Origin of the sequence: Bacteroides sp. BFG-637 (genome assembly GCF_024793605.1) — a bacterium.
In the GTDB taxonomy this organism is placed as follows: domain Bacteria; phylum Bacteroidota; class Bacteroidia; order Bacteroidales; family Bacteroidaceae; genus Bacteroides; species Bacteroides vicugnae.
The window spans coordinates 4,597,779-4,614,707 of sequence record NZ_JANUPD010000002.1 but is presented as its reverse complement, the minus strand read 5'-3'; the positions used below and the strand labels follow the sequence as shown (position 1 = coordinate 4,614,707).

The following is a 16,929-nucleotide window of genomic DNA, read 5'->3' as shown; positions in this document are numbered from 1 at the left end:
AATGTATAGATATAAACATTCATTTTTATGTTCAAATATTCAAGAGATGGAGTCTCTGTATTAACCATATTAGATACCAGAAGAGTGAAAAAGAGCGGGTTGTTTCCTATTAAAGTTCAAGTGGTATTCAGAAGAAAACAAAAGTATTACTCAACAGGAAAGGAACTTTCAAAAGAAGATTGGAACCGACTGCTAAAAGCGAAAAGCAGGTTATTGACAGAGATACGAAGTGATATAGAAAGTAGTTTTTCTAATGTAAAACAGCACATTAATGAACTAATACAAAAGGGTGAATTTAATATTGAGACTTTAAGTATTAGGTTAGGAAGACAAATGAAAGATATGAACCTGCATAGTGCTTTTAATCTGAAAATGAAAGAACTAAAAGACAATGAGCAGGCAAGTACTTATCTAAGTTATCAGAGTGCACTAAAAAGTTTAGAGAGTTTTGGCGGAACATATATTCCTTTAGAAAGAATTACAGTAGATTGGCTCAAACGATGTGAGCGTTTCTGGCTTTCAAAAGGTAAGAGCTATTCAAGCATTAGTATTTATTTCAGAGCTTTAAAGTGCATACTAAATCGTGCTATACAAGATGGCATATTAAAAGAATCATCATTTCCTTTTGGAAAAAATAAATATGAGATTCCTGAAGGCTGTGGACGTAAATTAGCACTCACTCTTGCTGATATAAAAAAATAATGTCCTATCAAGATGGAACAAAAGATATAGAAGAGTTTCGAGATCTATGGGTATTTTCTTATTTATGCAATGGTATCAATTTCATGGATTTACTATTTCTTCAGTATTCAAATATTGTAGATGGAGAGATATGCTTTGTACGTTCTAAAACTTCGAGGACAGCTAAACATAGTAAAGAAATACATGCAATAATAACTCCGGAAATGTGGAATATCATTCATAAATGGGGGAATCTTAGAATTAATCCACAAACATATATCTTTAAATACGCTGACGGAACAGAAAATGCGTTTGAAAGAGTTAGGCTAGTGAGGCGTATTGTTACTAAATGCAATAGAAGACTCAAAAAGATAGCTCAAAATACAGGGATTTCTCAATTAACAACCTACACCGCTAGGCATTCATTTGCAACAGTTCTAAAACGTGCAGGTGCTAAGACTTCTTATATTTCAGAAAGTTTGGGGCACTCCAATTTAGCTGTCACAGAAAACTATCTAGCCTATTTTGAGAAAGAAGAAAGAATAAGAAATGCTCAATTGCTTACCGACTTTAATATTTAAATTAGAATAGTGCATGCAAATTGTATGTACATTCTTTATTTTCTCTAGTTTTTCAATACAACAATTTGTGAAAAAACAGAAGAGATAAATGGACTTTTCATATTCATTTTTAATTACAGGAAAATTATGTTATATATCAATTAGACAGTTTTACGTCAAATTTTATAAATATGCCATTTGCATGATGATAATGTTTATAAAGTCTATAAGTATCTGTTCTACATTTTACTTACTTGAAGCATAGCTTTAGGGAACGAAAAGCTATGCTTTAGGTAGGCTAAAGCTATGCTTTGGAGAATTGGTAAAACAATATTTGATTTTCCTACATATATGTTTTTTTCTATCCCCTTCACCTTTTTCTGAACACCCGGTGACTAGGCCGTTTATGGGTGAAGGGGGACTCTTCATCGTTACATTCATATCGAAAGAATGTTGTAACAGTACTTTCTAAAATCATTGCGTTAATTGTAAAAAACACTGTGATGTTTTTTACAATCATCCCAATGTTTAAAAAAAATCCCAATAAAAAATAATCTATGAGCATATTTCATTTCCAAGTAAGGTGAAAGAATCGCCTTTCACCCGTAAACGTCCTGTTTATCGGGAGTCCGGAAGAAAGGTGAAAGATAATAAATATTATTGGTGGTGATGAATTGTAGAGACAAGACACTGCAATCATATGCATAATGCTGTTTAATTTTGAACAATTACTTATTGATAAATAATAAAGGTGTTATATATTTTATTCCCTAATCATAATAATGCACAGTTTCTCCCAAGCAATCACGCTTGCCAATGCTCAACCTCTGAAAGTAACTTTAGGAGAAGATACGCAAGTATTGGATGAAGTTGTTGTTACTGCATTGGGTATCAAGCGTGCAACAAAGGCATTAAGTTATAATGTACAGGAAGTAAAAGGTGATGAATTGACAGCTGTAAAAGATGCCAATTTTATGAATTCACTATCAGGAAAGGTTGCCGGTGTTCAGATTAATAGTGGTGCAACCGGTGCTGGTGGTGCCACACGTGTTGTTATGCGTGGAATGAAATCTCTGACTAAAGATAACAATGCATTGTACGTGATTGACGGTGTACCTATTTTTAATACAGGGAAAAGCGGTGGTGAAGGGTTATTCGGAGACATGGGAGGATCAGATGCCGTTGCTGACTTAAACCCGGATGATATTGCTAGTATCAGTATGATGACCGGTCCTTCAGCGGCAGCATTATATGGTTCTGCTGCGGCAAACGGTGTTGTTTTAATTACTACTAAAAAAGGCCAAACAGAGAAAACTACCATAACAGTATCCAACAGTACTACCTTTTCTAAAGCATATATTATGCCGGATATGCAGAACCGTTATGGCACAAGTTCCGGATTATTCAGCTGGGGAGAATTGACAAACCGTCGATATAACCCATCTGACTTTTTTGAAACAGGATCCAATGTTATCAATTCGGTAGCATTATCTACAGGAAATACCAAAAACCAGACCTATCTTTCTGCTTCTACAACTAACTCTGGTGGTATTCTTCCGAACAACTCCTATAACCGTTATAATTTTACGGCACGTAATACCACCCATTTTCTAAATGATAAGCTTACTCTGGATATCGGTGCACAATATATCGTTCAGAACAACAAAAACATGGTTTCTCAAGGACAGTATTATAACCCTCTCCCATCACTGTATCTATTCCCTCGTGGAGACAACTTTGACGAAATTCGTTTGTATGAACGTTATAATACTAACTACGGCTATATGGAGCAATATTGGCCTTATGGTGATGCAAGTTTGTCATTACAAAATCCATATTGGATACAAAATCGTATCAACCGTACTTCCAACAAGAAACGTTATATGATGAACGCTTCTTTGAAATGGCAGGCTACAGATTGGCTCAATGTTGTCGGTCGTGTCAATCTGGACAACTCCGACTACCGGAATAAAAACGAAAAATCAGCTTCTACATTAACAACATTCTGTGGTGTAAGCGGTGGTTTTGAAGATGCTATGCGTCAGGAACGTTCTTTATATGCCGATTTCCTGGCCAATATAGATAAAACATTCGGTGATTTTCATTTAACAGCCAATGTTGGTGCTTCCATATATCATACTTCAATGGATCAGTTATATATTGCAGGCGACCTGGTTATTCCCAACTTCTTCCAGATCAACAATATTAATTTCTCCGCCAACTATAAACCGGACCCTACCGGATATGAAGATGAAATTCAAAGTATTTTTGCCAGTGCTGAATTAAGTTGGAAAAATCAACTGTATTTAACTGTAACCGGACGTAATGACTGGGATTCAAAACTTGCATTCTCCAAACAGAAATCTTTCTTTTATCCGTCAGTCGGTTTATCGGCTTTATTATCAGAAATGGTTAAACTACCAGAGGTGATTTCTTATGCTAAAATACGTGGTTCGTATACAGTGGTAGCCTCTTCCTTTGATCGTTTCCTTACTAATCCGGGTTACGAATACAACAGCCAGACACATAACTGGGCGAATCCGACCGTATACCCGATGGACAATATGAAACCTGAAAAGACTAAATCCTGGGAAATCGGTTTGAACTTGAAATTCTGGGGAAATCGGTTTAATTTAGACGCTACTTACTATCGTTCTAACACATTAAACCAAACATTTAAGGTGGATATCCCCTCTTCTTCCGGATATAAACAAGCGATTGTACAGGCCGGTAACGTGCAAAATCAGGGTATTGAATTAGCTTTAGGATTCAGTGATAAATGGGCAGGATTCGGATGGTCTTCTAATGCTACCTTCACTTTAAACCGTAACAAGGTGAAACGACTGGCAAGCGGCAGCGTGAATCCTGTGACAGGAGAAGCTATCCAAATGGATGAAATGAATGTGGGTTGGTTAGGTAAAGAGAATGTAGCTCCCCGCGTCATCCTGACAGAAGGAGGTTCCATGACCGATATCTATGTATACAACCAACTGACAAAAGACAATAACGGTAATATAAAAGTCGATCAGAATGGTAATCTGGGTATCACTTCATCAAACACTCCGGTAAAAGTCGGTAATCTGGATGCTGATTTCAACCTCGGATGGACCAATCATTTCAATTACAAAGGAATCGACTTGGGAATTGTATTATCAGCCCGTGTAGGCGGATTAGCTTATTCGGCTACTCAAGGTATTTTAGATTATTATGGAGTGTCGGAATCATCTGCAACAGCTCGTGATAATGGTGGTATTCCTATTAATAACGGTAAAGTTGATGCCCAAAAGTATTACCAAGCTATCGGTACGGGTGAAGGTGGCTATGGCCGTTATTATCTATATAGTGCAACCAATGTACGTTTGCAGGAATTGAGCTTAAATTATACACTTCCTAAAAGATGGTTTAAAAATGTGGCGAATATTACTTTAGGTGTTGTAGGACGTAATTTATGGATGATCTACTGTAAAGCTCCATTCGACCCGGAATTGTCTGCCTCTACCTCCAGTAACTATTATATGAATGTAGACTACTTTATGCAACCCAGCTTGCGTAACTTCGGTTTTAATGTGAAAGTTCAATTCTAAAAGAAAAAGCTAATGTTATGAGAAAATATTTAAGAAATATCACAGTCGGTGCCGCTCTATTGTTACTGGCAGGAAGCTGTACCGATAAATTTGAGGAGTATAATACGAATCAATATCAAATTCATGATGCAGACCCTGCTACTTTGATGAAGTCTATGATTGAAACAATTGTGAATATTCAGCAGAATGACTCTCAAATGCAGGATCAGATGGTGGGACAGTTAGGTGGCTATTTATGCTGTTCTAACACATGGAGTGGTACAAACTTCAGCACATTCAATCAGAGTGACGCCTGGAATGCCACCCCTTGGAACACTCCGTTTGAAAAAATATACGGAAACTTTTTCCAGATACAGGAAGCAACTAATTCTACCGGACACTATTATGCTTTCGCCTGCATGATACGTGCCATAACGATGCTTCGCGTTGCAGATTGTTATGGACCGATGCCTTACAGCCAAGTAAAGAAGGGGAATTTCTATGTATCTTATGATACCCAGGAACAGGTCTATACTAATATATTAAGTGATTTAGCCAATGCAGCTGATGTTTTGTACAACTATTATGTAGAAACAAATGGTAATGCCCCATTGGGAGCCAATGATCCGGTTTTCGATGGAAATTATTCAGGCTGGGCTAAGCTAGCCAATTCAATGCGTTTACGTGTTGCAATGCGAATCAGCGGAACATGGCCAAGCATTGCTCAAGAGGCAGCTGAAGCAGCAGTAACACATAAGGCAGGATTGATTGAAAGTAACTCGGATAATGCTATGCTTTCTTGTGGCACACAAAGTAATCCATATCAACTGGCAGCTGTAAGTTGGGGTGATCTGCGTGTGAATGCAAATATTGTAGACTATATGAATGCATATGACGATCCACGTATGCCGAAGTTCTTTAATAAGTCTACCCTTACCGGAAAAACAGATGAATATGTAGGTATGCGTACTGGAGATGCTGATTTTAAAAAGGCAGACGCAGCGGGATTCTCTATTCCTGCATATACGGCAACTTCTAAATTAATGGTTTTCTGTGCTGCAGAAACGGCTTTTTTACGTGCAGAAGGAAAATTGCGTGGTTGGAATGTCGGTTCTAAAACAGCAAAAGCCTATTATGAAGATGGCATTAATTTGTCAATGGAACAGTATCAGGTTTCAGCCACTGAATACTTGAAGATTGACGAGGCTCCTGTCGTATCACATGAAAGTGATGCTGTGCAAAATGCTACTGCTACAATTACCAATACAGTAAGTGTGATGTGGGATGACAACGAGGCTGATAACGTAAATGGAAAGAATTTCCAACGTGTCATTACTCAAAAATGGATCGCCAATTATCCATTAGGATTGGAAGCATGGGCTGAATATCGTCGTACAGGTTATCCGGAACTTTATCCTTGCATTGACAATTTATCTGATTGTGGTGTGAGCAGCCAACGCGGTATGCGTCGTCTAAGCTTCCCTTATACAGAGGCACAAAACAATAAAGCCAATTATGATCAGGGAGTAGCAGAACTTGACGGTGCTGATAATGAAGCTACTGACTTGAAGTGGGCTAAGAAGAACTAATTTATATAATGCATAAAAAGGACTTTTATGAAGAAAATTTATTTATTATACATTGTACTCATATCACTGGCAACGACCTCATTGATCGGTTGCAATGACTGGACGGAGTCGGAAGCAAAAAACTTTTCCCGAATCAATCGTATCGGATGAATATTATGCGGCCTTGCGTGCCTATAAGCAAACAGATCACCAAGTTGCCTTTGGCTGGTTTGGCGGCTGGAGTGGTGAAGGTGCTTTTATGAAAAGCTCTCTAGCTGGTATTCCGGATAGCGTAGATATTGTTTCTATTTGGGATAATGGAACAAATCTTTCTGAAGCTCAACGCAAGGATATGGCTTTTTGCCAGAACATGAAAGGTACAAAAATTATATACTGTTCAATTATCGGTGGTGTAGGAGACAAACTGACTCCACAGAACATACTGGATAATTGGAAAGAAATGGGATATAATAGTAAACAGGAAGCTATTAATGATTTTTGGGGATACCCGTCAGACGAGAGTAATATAGAAGCAGTAGAAACTTCAATCCGCAAATATGCAAAAGCGATTGTAGATACTTTAAATCTATATGGTTATGATGGATTTGATATAGATTACGAACCAGTGGCCGGACCCTACACCGGAAATATTGTCAATTCAGATGAACATTTGTTTTTCTTTATTGACGAATTAGGCAAGTATCTGGGACCGAAATCCGGGACTGGAAAACTATTGGTCATTGATGGTGAACCTCAAAGAATTAGTACCAAACCTGAAATTGGGACTTACTTTGATTATTTCATTATTCAAGCCTATAATCCGGGTGGTGATTCTAATTTGGATGGAAGACTTATTGATGGTAACGTATGGGGACCGGCATTAATAGCTACTTTTAATGGGGTGATGAGTGAGGAAGAAATCACCAGAAGAACTATAATGACTGAAAACTTCGAAGCGACCGATGCTGCGATGGATGGCGGTTATCCCTATACCGACCGTTATGGGAATAGTATGAAATCTTTGGAAGGCATGGCACGTTGGCAGCCTAGAAATGGTTTCCGTAAAGGTGGGGTAGGAACTTATCACATGGAAGCAGAATTTGGTACTTCACCGGAATATAAGAATATACGTCGTGCCATCCAGATTATGAATCCATCATCACATTCATTACTTAAAAATTAATGTAAACTATGAAACGTATGAATTATATAAGAACTTTATACTTCTCTGCAATTATAGCAGGCTTAGGAAGTATGGTAAGTTGCGGAGATGCGAAATATGATGCTTTAGACACACATGCTTATATTGAAGAAGCACTTTCAAGTACAAGCCAAAAAGTAACTGTACAAGCCTCTGGCGAAAGTTTTACTACTCTAAATGTGCATCTTAGCAATCTTTCTTCTACAGACAACCATTATAAGTTGGTCACGGACCAATCTGTATTGGATGCTTATAACCACATTAATGGAACCGGATATATAATGTTGCCCGAAGGATATTATACACTACCGGAAACTATTACAGTGAAAGCCGGACAGTATGCCACTGATGCCCTCTCTATTGCCTTGAAAGCTTTTAGCCAGGAAATGATGAAGTCAGGAGAATCATATGCGCTGCCTGTAAAACTTGTATTGCAGGATGGAAGCATTTCACCAATGGAAAATACCGGAACTTTTGTTATTTTAGCTGAAAGTATTATTGAGTTTTCAGCCCCGATGTTTACCGGTTCTGCTAATTTAACTTCTAATAAATATGCAGAATCATCTGAAACGTATGCACAATATACGATAGAGGTTCGTTTTCAAGTAAGTAATATGAATAATCGAAATCGTGCTATTTTTAGTAATGGTAACGGTGATGCCCTGAATAATATCTTGTTGCGTTTTGAAGACCCGCAGTCTGATAATGAAAATTTCAAGGCTCATTCATTAGTACAAGTTGTGGGCCGTAATAGTCTTTATTTGAATCCAAGCAATTCTTTTAAGCCTAATGAATGGCAACATCTAGCTCTAGTATGCGATGGTTCATCTTACCGTCTTTATATTAACGGAATAGATTCAGGTGTCTTGAGTATTCCATCGGGACCCACTATTTTTTCCAGTATAAGTTGGTTTTCTGCCGATACATGGTGGAGTGGTTGTAAGATCTTGATGAGCGAAGCACGTATTTGGTCTGTAGTTCGTTCCGCTTCTCAAATTCAGAATAACATGACTCAAGTTAGCCCAAAATCTGTGGGTCTGGAAGCTTATTGGCGATTCAATGAAGGACAAGGCAATGTATTCGAAGATGCAACCGGCAAAGGTCATACTTTGACTACTTCTGTTACTCCTACCTGGATTGACGGTATTTTATCTACAGATAAATCTACCGAATGGAAATAGTAATAATTTAATCGTATGTACATATGAAAAATATATTTCAATCACTATCAATAGCAACTCTACTCGGCTTATTTGTACCGTTCATTTCGTCCTGTAGCGATGATGAAGAAGTTTTTAACGAGTGGAATGCTACGTATGTGTCTCTACAGAGAAATGACTATTTATCGGGGAATGTAAAAAAGTTCAATCTGACTCATGATGCGAATGGAATCGGAGGAGATGAAATTAAGATGGCTTTTACTGTAAAAACACAGAAAGCAGTCTCTACAGATATGGTTATCGCATTAAGTGCAAAAAGTGAAACAGAAGGGCTTGATGCAAGCCAGATCGTTTTAAGTTCCTCACAGGTTACTCTCAAAGAAGGACAGATAACTTCTGAAGAAATCACTGCGACGGTTGATCCGACGATATTTGCCAGTATCATGGAAAAAACAAGTTTCTCTTTCAGTGTCTCAATCAGTAATGTAACGACCAATGATAAGAACACTGTTATTAGCAGTAGCTTAAGTACATTACCTGCCATTATTAATAAAGCTGCCTACTGCAATCTAAAAAGTGGTACTCCTGACAATAGCCAACTTATCAATAATCGTGCAGGTTGGATTATTAATGTAGAAGAAGGAGTAGAAGGCGCACCCAATAATTTAATCGATGGCAAGACTGGAACTGACGTTGCTCTAAATAATAAAGGATTCTGGTTTACCGTTGATTTAGGAGAAACTAAGCTTTTAACAGGTATCAAAACGAATCATTGGGGATATGCATTTGCTCCTAGAGAAGTGGAAATATTACAGTCTGAAAATGGTACGACATGGAAATCATTGAGTTCATTAACAATACCCAGTAATAGTACACAAAACATTACGTTCATCTCTCCTATTACTACGCGGTATCTGAAATATCAGATTATCACTATCTCTACAAACGGTCGTACGGATGTTACAGAATTTAATGTTTACGAACCCAAAAGTGAATAAACATAATGAATAGATAACATAGAAATGATAGAATAAAGGGTAACCCATTGGATTACCCTTTTTCTTAGAAACATACCTCACAAACATACAGGTCAGTCCGAAAACCACGCTTTAGTTCAAACCCGTACCGATTTGAACTAATTCATTGTGTAGGAGTTTAAACTAAACATTACATAATAAAAAAACTACCTATCATACTATCATTTATTTTAGTAATATTCTAATTATCAAAAGAATAAGTATGATAGATAACTCTAAAAAAATGTATCTATCATACTTTTACCAGTAAAAACGGGTTATCTATCATCTACAAAATAGCCGTATAAATATTCTATAATAAGCATAAGACGGCTTGTTTTTGTCACAATGAAACTATATAAATCCGAATATCGCAGCTCAAAAATCCCACTTAAACGGCGATAAGTTTATAGCCCACAAGTGTGGGCTGTATAGCCTGCATATGTAGGCTGTATGGTTTACATGCGTGGGCTGTACGGCACACACTTGTGAACTATAGAAATACTGCCGCTCCCCATAGATAATTAAGCTGTCAAATACTGGTTATCATCCTATAAAGTGTGCATTCGTATGTCTTTAAATGGATTATCTCACCCAATGCTACACTAAAACAGATACAGTACAGGAATGATAGATGTCCCTTTTTGCTGATAAAAGTATGATAGATACATTTTTTTAGAGCTATCTATCATACTTATTCTTTTGATAATTAGAATATTATTAAAATGAATGATAGTATGATAGATATTTTTCCACTATGTATGACCGAATCCGTACAGTTTCACTCATTTTCGCACTGTTTCATTCATTTCCGTACCGTTATGAGTGAAATTATAAATAAGGAATTAGGCACGGATTTCACGGTTTTAGCGTAGTGAGTGCGCAAAGCTACCGTGTAATCCGCGTAATCCGTGCCTAAATTTATGATCTGTTTAATTCAAAACGGTACGGTTTTGAGCATAATTGTGATATGTATTCAGCGACAAAAAACTTTATTATCTTATTTCTTCATCATCCGGACAATCCGTCCGTCTTTCTTGTAAGAGAAATGATTAGTATGCATTAAAACATTCAGTATTTCATCAGCAGTGCTATCAGTAGAGAATTCACCGGTAAACCGTTCTGATTTCAATGTTTCATCCTTATAGATAAATTTGATGTCGTACAACTTCTCCATAATATTGGTTATTTCCAATAAAGATTGTTGCTTAAATTCCAACTTGCCATTAATCCAGAGAAGCACATCTGTAGGCTGGTTATATTCAATTAACTCTGCTTGATAAGTATCCGTATTCACATTCAATGTCTGTCCCGGTTTCAACAAATAGCCATTCTCTTCCGTTCGCGGAGAATCTATCCGTACCAGTCCTTGAAGCAAGGTAGTCACTACCCTATTCTCATCTTGGCGTGCACGCACATTAAATTTCGTACCAAGCACACAAGTCTTGATTTGTTTGCTATTTACTATAAATGGAGCATGTTTATCATGGGACACTTCAAAATAGGCTTCACCCGACAAATCAATTTGACGATCCGAACTCCAAAAAGAATTATGATAAACGATTTTTGAAGATGCATTCAGCCATACCTTACTACCATCCGGCAACACAGTCTGCGCTCTCTGTCCGGCAGCAGTTATCACCTCATAATCCGAAAGCTTATTAGAAAGTAATCCCCAGGCAATTCCACCGGCAAAAACGAGTCCGGTAAGAAAAGCAGCCGCCACAGTTGCATAACGTCCCCAACGGATCGAGATACTTTTCCGCTTAGCCTTTTTCTCCTTTTCTCTGATAGCTGATTTAAATTGCTCCAATGACGCCTCTGTATCTACAGTATTCATCACCGCTATACGCTCACCTACAAAAAGAGTGTAATAAAGTTGCTCCAAAGCTTTCCGGTTTTCCGGTCCTTCCTCGCACCAAGCCTCCACCCGAGCAGCTTCTTCATCATTACATTCGCCTTGCAGGTAATTCACCAAGATAGTTTCATCCATGCTCTTTTATCTTTTTACAAAAAAACTATAATACCTTTGTAGTAATACAGTTGTGAGTACAAATATACTAAAGAGAAAAAGAAAAAAAATATTTTTCTCGCATTTTTATTTCATTTATCTACTTCTTTCATTATTTTTGTCTTACATAAATTAAAAGAGAATGTCACAATCTCCGATATATTTGGATATTAATAATAATAAGTCCGTTATCACTGCCCTAAAAGCAGGAGAAGAAAAAGTTTTTGACGTCGTCTACAGACATTATTTCCGTAGGCTATGTGCTTTTTGTTCCCAATATGTAGGCGAGCAGGAAGAAATAGAGGAGATTGTACAAGAAACGATGATGTGGCTGTGGGAAAATCGTTGTACTCTTATGGAAGAGCTGACACTCAAAACACTTCTTTTCACAATTGTCAAGAACAAAGCTCTCAACCGTCTTTCCCATTTTGAGATCAAACGAAAAGTTCATCAGGAAATCGTTGATAAATATGATAGTGAGTTCAATAACCCGGACTTCTATTTGAGTGATGAGCTTTTCCGTTTATATGAAGAAGCACTAAAAAAACTTCCGAAAGAATATCTCGAAGCTTACGAGATGAACCGCAATCAACATCTGACGCATAAAGAAATTGCCGAGAAGCTGAATGTATCTCCACAAACGATTAATTACAGGATTGGACAAGCCTTAAAGTTATTGCGAGTAGCTTTAAAAGACTATCTACCCTTATTCATACTTATTTTCGGACCTAATTTTTTCGAACAATCATGAAATCAAAATTCGTATTTAGTAGTTCAAGCCTGTTTATCGGACTTTTTCTTTTCTTCTTCACTGAAAACGTGTGTTCACAAGAATCCGCAGATAACTGGACTCTTAAACAAGCCCGTCAATGGACACAAAAACAAGAATGGGCGAACGGATTGAAGGCAATGCCTCATAAAACGACCGATTATCAGGAATTTGCGTCACAATATCATAAGAACAAGAAAGTATGGGACAAAACTTTCCAATGGCTAGCTACCCACGACCTTGTGAATATGCCTGCCGGACGATACGAAGTGGATGGCGAACATTGTTACATCAATGTACAGGATGCAACAACGCAAGATGTCAGTAAGCGTAAAATCGAAGCACACCGCCACGGCATTGATCTGCAATATGTAGTGAAAGGCACCGAACGTTTCGGAATTACTTCAGCAGAATATGCAGAGCCTATCACTGAATACAAACCGGATGTTACTTTCTACAAAGCCAAGAAAATAAAATATGTAGATTCCACTCCGGATACATTCTTCATGTTCTTCCCCAAAAACTTCCATCAGGCATTGGTAAAAGCTGGGAAAGAACCGGAGGACATACGGGTCATTGTTGCTAAAATCGAATATATCCCATAAACAGAAACATGAGTGAACTTTTAGTCTATAAAGCCTCCGCAGGTTCGGGTAAGACATTTACCTTAGCAGTGGAATATATCAAACTGTTAATTCTCAATCCCCGCGCCTACCGGCAAATTCTCGCTGTCACCTTTACCAATAAAGCAACAGCAGAAATGAAAGAACGTATTCTTAGTCAGCTTTACGGCATACAGATAGGCGATAAAGATTCCGAAGCCTACCTCAACCGAATTAAAGAAGAGACAGGAAAAACCGAACAGGAGATACGGGAAGCGGCAGGCGTCGCCCTTAGCTATATGCTGCATGATTACAGCCGATTCAGGGTAGAGACTATCGACTCATTTTTTCAATCTGTCATGCGCAATCTCGCACGGGAACTGGAACTTAGCCCGAATCTGAATATCGAGTTAAATAACACCGAAGTTCTTAGTGATGCTGTAGATAGCATGATTGAGAAACTAGGCCCCACTTCTCCCGTCCTCGCATGGTTGCTCGATTATATCAACGAGCGAATTGCCGATGACAAGCGTTGGAACGTATCGGACGAAGTAAAAAGTTTCGGACGCAATATTTTCGATGAAGGTTATATTGAAAAGGGAGAAGGACTCCGGCAACGGTTACGAAACCCGGATACCATCAAAGAGTATCGCAAGCAACTGAAAGCTCTGGAAACGGAAATACTGGAGCAAATGAAAGGATTCTACGACCAATTCGAAGGAGAACTGGATGGACACGCACTGACTGCTGATGATCTAAAAAACGGTTCACGCGGAATCGGAAGTTATTTTCGTAAACTTAATAATGGTATTTTAGGCAATGATATCCGTAATGCCACAGTAGAAAAATGTCTGGAAGACGCAAAGAACTGGGCAACCAAGACTTCTCCCCGCTACGCGGACATCATTAATTTAGCCAACTCCAGTCTCATGCAAATTCTGGAAGATGCTGAAAAGTTACGTTCCAAGAATAATTTGTTACTGAATAGTTGCCGATTATCCCTGCAACATCTCAACAAAGTGCAACTCCTCGCCAATATCGATGAAGAAGTACGTCAGTTGAATCACGACAACAATCGTTTTCTATTATCAGATACGAACGCCCTACTCCATCAACTGGTGAAAGACGGTGACTCTTCTTTTGTATTCGAAAAGATAGGAACGAATATCCATAACGTCATGATAGATGAGTTTCAGGATACCAGCCGGATGCAATGGGGAAATTTCAAATTGCTCTTACTGGAAGGATTGTCTCAAGGAGCAGACAGTTTGATTGTAGGAGACGTTAAACAATCCATTTATCGTTGGCGAAATGGCGATTGGGGAATTCTCAACAGCCTGAATGACCACATCGAACATTTCCCGATCCGCGTCAAGACATTGGCTACCAACCGGAGAAGTGAAACCAATGTGATCCGGTTTAATAACCAAATCTTCACAGCTGCCGCCAACTATCTGAACGGAGTATATAAGCAACAGTTAGGCAAGGATTGTGAGGATCTGCAGAAAGCCTATGCCGACGTTGTGCAGGAATCTCCACGAAGTACAGAAAAAGGATATGTAAAAGTCTCTTTTCTCGAACCCGACGAAGAACATGATTATACCGAACAGACATTAATTAGTCTGGGAGAAGAAGTAAAACATCTCCTCACCTCCGGAGTACGACTTAATGATATAGCCATCCTGGTACGGAAAAATAAAAGTATTCCCCGAATCGCCGATTACTTCGATAAGGAGCTACACTATAAAGTGGTATCAGACGAAGCCTTCCGCCTGGACGCCTCTCTCGCCGTTTGTATGATGCTGGATGCACTGCGATTCCTTTCCGATGAAAACAATAAAATAGCACGTGCCCAACTGGCCGTAGCCTATCAAAACGAGGTTTTACAGAAAGGACTGGATTGGAATACTCTCCTACTCCTCCCTGCCGGGAATTATCTTCCCGCAGCTTTTCTTGAAAAGATAAAGGAACTAAGGCTAATGCCTCTCTATGAGCTTTTAGAGGAACTTTTCAGCATATTCGAGATGAATCTTATTAAAGATCAGGATGCCTATTTATTCGCTTTTTTTGATGCCGTGACCGATTATCTGCAAAGCAACTCTTCCGAGCTGGACGGATTCATCCGGTATTGGGACGAAACATTATGCAGTAAAACAATTCCAAGTGGAGAAGTAGAAGGTATCCGGATTTTTTCCATACACAAATCCAAAGGATTGGAATTCCATACCGTGCTCCTTCCTTTCTGCGACTGGAAGCTGGAGAATGAAACCAATAATCAGCTTGTATGGTGTGCCCCACAAACAGCACCGTTCAATGCATTGGATATTCTTCCTATTAACTATTCCACCCAAATGGCTGAATCGATTTATGGTAACGACTACCTGCAAGAACGTCTTCAACTTTGGGTAGATAACCTCAATCTACTATACGTTGCTTTTACCCGCGCAGGGAAAAACCTTATTATCTGGAGTAGAAAAAGCCAGAAAGGCACCATGTCCGAACTATTGGCAAACACCCTACCGATAGTAGCCCAAGAAGAAGGGATTGACTGGGAAAAAGACTGTTACGAGCAAGGGAAACTGTGCCCTTCAGAAGAAGAAAGAAGAAAGACATCCACAAACAAGCTAACCCAGAAACCAAAAAAACTCCCTATCCGGATGGAATCCATGCGGCATGATATTGAATTTCGTCAGTCCAACCGCTCTGCTGACTTCATTCAGGGCATTGAAGAAGAAGATTCGGACGACCGCTTTATCAACCGCGGACGCATGTTACATACTTTATTTTCTGTCATCGAAACGGCAGAAGATATCGATCCGGCCATCGAACGGCTTATTTTTGAAGGAGTTATCAGAAATGATGAGAAAGAGAAGGTGGCTCGTGAAGTTGCAAAGAAAGCTTTTTCTTCCCCTGAAATTCAAGATTGGTATTCCGGAAAATGGACGCTGTTTAATGAATGTGCTATTATCTATAAAGAAAAAGGAGTTTTGCAAACCCGTCGTCCGGACCGTGTAATGATGAAAGACGATCAGGTTGTTGTAGTCGATTTCAAGTTTGGTAAGGAAAATCCTAAATATAACAAACAAGTGAAAGGATATATGCAACTTCTTACCAAGATGGGATATAAAAATATCACCGGCTATTTGTGGTATGTGGATGAAGAAAAAATAGAAAAAGTATGAAAGCTGTTCCTCTCATCGGCATTGCCCGCCATCGACTAACGATTGACGGTGAAGGAGTTACAACATTAGTTGCTTTCCATGGCTGTCCGTTGCGTTGCAAATATTGTCTCAATCCAACCTCTCTACAACCTGATGGCGTTTGGGAGAGATATGATTGTAACCAACTCTACGAGGAAGTACGTAAAGACGAACTTTACTTTCTGGCGAGCTGCGGAGGAGTCACATTTGGAGGTGGAGAACCATTATTGCAAAACGAGTTCATCCGGCAGTTTCGCCAACTTTGCGGACCGGAATGGAGAATCACTGTCGAAACGTCTCTCAATGTTCCACTACAGAATGTAGAAGAGTTGATTTCTATTGTAGATAATTATATCGTCGACATCAAAGACATGAATAATGACATTTATCAGCGATATACCGAAAAAGGTAATGAAAGGGTTTTATGCAATCTCCGGTATTTAATCGAAGAAGGCAAAGCCGGGAAAATTATCATTCGGACACCGCTCATTCCTTCTTATAATACAGAGAAAGATGTAGACTACAGCATAGAGCTTTTGAAAGAAATGGGAATCACCCAATTCGACCGATTCACCTATAAAACCCCTAATGATTAATG

General features: G+C 38.7%; 9 protein-coding genes and 2 pseudogenes. 10 read left to right on the top strand and 1 reads right to left on the bottom strand.

What is annotated here, in order from left to right; all coding sequences use genetic code 11:
- Nucleotides 1-27 precede the first annotated feature (27 nt).
- From NXX38_RS17960 to NXX38_RS17930, 6 genes and pseudogenes are all read left to right on the top strand, one after another.
- Nucleotides 28-1,262: pseudogene (locus NXX38_RS17960) on the top strand (phage integrase SAM-like domain-containing protein).
- 761 nt (nucleotides 1,263-2,023) lie between these two features.
- Nucleotides 2,024-4,825, top strand: coding sequence for a SusC/RagA family TonB-linked outer membrane protein (locus tag NXX38_RS17955; protein WP_229128685.1), 2,802 nt, complete (start codon nucleotides 2,024-2,026; stop codon nucleotides 4,823-4,825).
- Between the two features lie 17 nt (nucleotides 4,826-4,842).
- On the top strand, nucleotides 4,843-6,393 hold the full coding sequence (locus NXX38_RS17950; protein ID WP_148366793.1) for a SusD/RagB family nutrient-binding outer membrane lipoprotein: 1,551 nt from the start codon (nucleotides 4,843-4,845) through the stop codon (nucleotides 6,391-6,393).
- Nucleotides 6,394-6,420: 27 nt separating this feature from the next.
- Nucleotides 6,421-7,555, top strand: a pseudogene (locus NXX38_RS17940) (glycoside hydrolase family 18).
- Between the two features lie 8 nt (nucleotides 7,556-7,563).
- Entirely contained in the window at nucleotides 7,564-8,754 is a 1,191-nt protein-coding gene (locus NXX38_RS17935) for a DUF1735 and LamG domain-containing protein (protein ID WP_148366795.1), read from the top strand.
- 23 nt (nucleotides 8,755-8,777) lie between these two features.
- The gene (locus NXX38_RS17930) at nucleotides 8,778-9,731 is read left to right on the top strand and encodes a DUF4999 domain-containing protein (protein WP_258980506.1); all 954 of its coding nucleotides are present in this window, start codon (nucleotides 8,778-8,780) and stop codon (nucleotides 9,729-9,731) included.
- Nucleotides 9,732-10,749: 1,018 nt separating this feature from the next.
- Here the strand turns inward: NXX38_RS17930 and NXX38_RS17925 are convergent.
- On the bottom strand, nucleotides 10,750-11,742 hold the full coding sequence (locus NXX38_RS17925; RefSeq protein WP_195649723.1) for a FecR family protein: 993 nt from the start codon (nucleotides 11,740-11,742) through the stop codon (nucleotides 10,750-10,752).
- Between the two features lie 160 nt (nucleotides 11,743-11,902).
- Between NXX38_RS17925 and NXX38_RS17920 the strand changes: the two genes are divergently transcribed.
- The 4 genes from NXX38_RS17920 to NXX38_RS17905 are packed head-to-tail and all read left to right on the top strand — an operon-like array spanning nucleotide 11,903 to nucleotide 16,927.
- Nucleotides 11,903-12,511 (top strand): RNA polymerase sigma-70 factor, encoded by a 609-nt coding sequence (locus NXX38_RS17920; RefSeq protein ID WP_004300457.1) that lies wholly within the window; start codon nucleotides 11,903-11,905, stop codon nucleotides 12,509-12,511.
- Nucleotides 12,508-13,134 (top strand): YhcH/YjgK/YiaL family protein, encoded by a 627-nt coding sequence (locus NXX38_RS17915; protein WP_148367169.1) that lies wholly within the window; start codon nucleotides 12,508-12,510, stop codon nucleotides 13,132-13,134. Before NXX38_RS17920 ends, NXX38_RS17915 begins: the two co-directional genes overlap by 4 nt.
- 8 nt (nucleotides 13,135-13,142) lie before the next feature.
- Complete coding sequence (locus tag NXX38_RS17910; protein WP_258980503.1) at nucleotides 13,143-16,313, top strand: exodeoxyribonuclease V subunit beta; 3,171 nt, start codon at nucleotides 13,143-13,145, stop codon at nucleotides 16,311-16,313.
- A complete protein-coding gene (locus tag NXX38_RS17905; protein ID WP_148367171.1) occupies nucleotides 16,310-16,927 on the top strand; it encodes a radical SAM protein in 618 nt (205 codons plus the stop codon). The genes NXX38_RS17910 and NXX38_RS17905 overlap by 4 nt, the downstream gene beginning before the upstream one ends.
- The last annotated feature ends 2 nt before the right edge of the window (nucleotides 16,928-16,929 follow it).

Coding starts and splice junctions, on each gene's coding strand:
- NXX38_RS17915 (WP_148367169.1), top strand. CDS start 12,508: ATGAAATCAAAATTCGTATTTAGTAGTTCAAGCCTGTTTATCGGACTT.
- NXX38_RS17930 (WP_258980506.1), top strand. CDS start 8,778: ATGAAAAATATATTTCAATCACTATCAATAGCAACTCTACTCGGCTTA.
- NXX38_RS17910 (WP_258980503.1), top strand. CDS start 13,143: ATGAGTGAACTTTTAGTCTATAAAGCCTCCGCAGGTTCGGGTAAGACA.
- NXX38_RS17955 (WP_229128685.1), top strand. CDS start 2,024: ATGCACAGTTTCTCCCAAGCAATCACGCTTGCCAATGCTCAACCTCTG.
- NXX38_RS17925 (WP_195649723.1), bottom strand. CDS start 11,742: ATGGATGAAACTATCTTGGTGAATTACCTGCAAGGCGAATGTAATGAT.
- NXX38_RS17920 (WP_004300457.1), top strand. CDS start 11,903: ATGTCACAATCTCCGATATATTTGGATATTAATAATAATAAGTCCGTT.
- NXX38_RS17935 (WP_148366795.1), top strand. CDS start 7,564: ATGAAACGTATGAATTATATAAGAACTTTATACTTCTCTGCAATTATA.
- NXX38_RS17905 (WP_148367171.1), top strand. CDS start 16,310: ATGAAAGCTGTTCCTCTCATCGGCATTGCCCGCCATCGACTAACGATT.
- NXX38_RS17950 (WP_148366793.1), top strand. CDS start 4,843: ATGAGAAAATATTTAAGAAATATCACAGTCGGTGCCGCTCTATTGTTA.